This is a genomic window from Microcoleus sp. B9-D4, from assembly GCF_036705105.1.
Lineage (GTDB): Bacteria > Cyanobacteriota > Cyanobacteriia > Cyanobacteriales > Microcoleaceae > Microcoleus.
Genome location: NZ_JAUBTS010000128.1, coordinates 2,902 through 5,732, shown reverse-complemented (window position 1 = coordinate 5,732; position 2,831 = coordinate 2,902). Strand labels below are relative to the sequence as shown.

Here is a 2,831-nt window from a genome sequence, read left to right as displayed (position 1 = left end):
TCTTGTTCTTCGCCGTTAAGTAAGTCATTGCCATCGCCTCCTGTCAGCAAATCGAAGCCGTCGGGGTCGCTATCGAGGGAGTTGAGGAGACCGCCAAACACAGAGTCGTCTCCGTTGTCGCCCCAAAGGGTGTCGGGGCCTTTGTCACCCCAAATCAGGTCGTTGTCGATGCCACCATAGGCGATGTCGCCAGCTTTGCCGGAGTAAACGGTGTCGGAACCTTGATTGCTAGTAATGGCATCGCCTGCATCTCCGCCGAAAATCAGGTCGCCGTCGTTGTCGGTTAAGTCGATGTTGTTGCCGTTGTCGCCGATTATGGTGTCTATACCGCGATCGCCGTACAATGTGTCGGAACTGCGATCGCCAAAAATGCGATCATCTTGTTTGCCACCAAATACGGCATCGGTTTGTTTGCCGGCGTAAACGATGTCGTTGCCCTTACCGGAGGCGATGAAGTCTCGCTGTGGTTCGCCGAAGATGATATCGCGGCCGCCTTCACCTAACACTGTGTCGTCGCCACCTTTGGAAAGAAATAGTTGGTTGGTTTCGTTTCCTGTTAAGGAATCGTTTCCGGGAGTGCCGATGCTGGTGTTTTGGATGTCGATGAGTTGGGCGGCGTTGGAGTCGAAGTTAAGTATTTGCTCTAGCTGGGGGGGGATAAATGTGATGAGAGGGGGTTGGGGCAAGGGGTCGCAACCGCAACTGGTATCGGGTTCGGGTACTGGGTTGAATATGGGGGTGGGTTCTGGCGCGGGTGTTGGTGTTGGTGTTGGTTCCGGTGTGGGTGTGGGTGTTGGTGTTGGTGTTGGTATGGGTGTTGGTTCGGGCGCAGGTGTTGGTGTTAGTTCCGGCGCGGGTGTTGGTTCTGGCGCGGGTGTTGGTTCTGGCGCGGGTGTTGGCGCCGGTGTTGGTGGTGTTGGTGTTGGCGCCGGTGTTGGTGGTGTGGGTGTTGGTGCCGATGTTGGTGGTGTTGGTGTTGGCGCCGATGTTGGTGGTGTTGGTGTTGGCGCCGGTGTTGGTGGTGTGGGTGTTGGTGCCGGTGTTGGTGGTGTGGGTGTTGGTGCCGGTGTTGGTGGTGTTGGTGTTGGCGCCGGTGTTGGTGGTGTGGGTGTTGGCGCCGGTGTTGGTGGTGTTGGTGTTGGTGCCGGTGTTGGTGGTGTGGGTGTTGGCGCCGGTGTTGGTTCGTTCAGGGGAATGGCAGAGACAGTAGCGCTGGCGGGGCTGGTAGCGCCCTGGTTGTCTGTAGCGCTGTAGGTGAAATTTGCTGTTGTAAAGTTGGCTGTCGATTGGAAAAATAATTGGTTAATGTCAGCAGGTGTCAGAATTTGACCTGCGGTGACAATCCGGCCGCCGGTTTCGGGATTGCCTAAAAATATCAGCCCTTCATTTGCTGGTGGGACGGTATTGATGGTGAAGGATTCGATCGAGCCGTCGGGGTCGCTTCCTCCGAGTCCTGCGATCGCCACAGCGCTGCTGGGGGCGATCTCAAGGTTGACGTTGTTAGCTACGGGCGGTTCGTTTGGCACCGGCAGCAGCGCCGATACCGTAGCGCTGGCAGGGCTGGTGGCACCCTGGTTGTCTGTAGCGCTGTAGGTGAAATTTGCTTTTGTAAAGTTGCCTGTCGATTGGAAAAATAATTGGTTAATCTCAGTAGGTGTCAGAATTTGACCCGGGGTGACAATAGTACCGCCAGTATCGGGATTGCCTAAAAATATCAGCCCTTCATTTGCTGGTGGGACGGTGTTGATGGTGAAGGATTCGATCGAGCCGTCGGGGTCGCTTCCTCCGAGTCCTGCGATCGCTACAGTGCTGCTGGGGGCGATTTCGAGGTTGACGTTGCTAGCTATCGGTGGTTGGTTGGCGGGAGTCGGAGTCGGAGTCGGAGTCGGTGGGAGTGGGGGAGTCGGAGTCGGTGCGGGTGGGGGAGTCGGAGTTGGGGCAGTGGCGATGCTGGTGGTAACAGTTGCGCCGGGCTCGCGGCCGTTGTTGTTGCCGGGATTTGGGTCATTAGTGGTTGAGGTACTTCTTGCCGTGTTGCTGACAGTGCCGGTCGCCGGGGCTGGGAATCTGACAGTCCGGCTGACGGTCAAGCCGTCAGCTAAGCTGGCAATGGGCGGAAAGCTGACAATGCCTGTGGCTGGGTTGTAAACACCTCCGTTAGATGCTGTGACCCCCGTTAAACCGGGAACTATGGTGTCTGTAACGGTGATGTTGGTGGCGGTACTGGGTCCTCTGTTTTCGGTGAGAATGGTGTAGGTGACTGTCGATCCGCCGATCGCAGTAGCCGGCCCGGTTTTGAGCGTAACTACATCGGCGCTATCGGTGATAGTGGTGGTAACTCTTGCCGATGGGCTGCTGCCGTTGTTGTTGGCCGGATTGGGGTCTGGACTCGTTGAGATGCTGCTAGCAGTGTTGGCGACGGTGCCACCGGTGGCGGGAACTGCGAAACTGACGGTTCTGTTGGCGCTGGCGGCCCTGGCTAGGGATGGGATCGCCGTCCAAGTCACAATACCTGTAGTTGCGTTGTAAGTTCCGCCCTCCGAGACGCTGACTCCTGTTAAGCCCGGAACAATGGTGTCGGCGATCGCCACATTGGTTGCCGCACTCGGCCCACTGTTAGTGGCCGTAATTGTGTAGGTGACAGTCGAACCCGCGATCGCAGTAGCCGGCCCGGTTTTGAGCGTAACTACATCGGCGCTATCGGTGATAGTGGTGGTAACTCGCGCTTGAGGGCTGCTGCCGTTGTTGTTGGCAGGATTGGGGTCTGGACTCGTTGAGATGCTGCTAGCAGTGTTGGCGACGGTGCCACCGGTGGCGGGAACTGCGAAACT

At 57.4% G+C, this 2,831-nt stretch carries 1 protein-coding gene; it reads right to left on the bottom strand.

Annotation, left to right across the window (positions count from 1 at the left end):
- Window positions 1-2,831 (bottom strand): Ig-like domain-containing protein (locus QUB24_RS32800; RefSeq protein ID WP_445300450.1); only part of this gene is annotated, 2,831 nt, incomplete at both ends.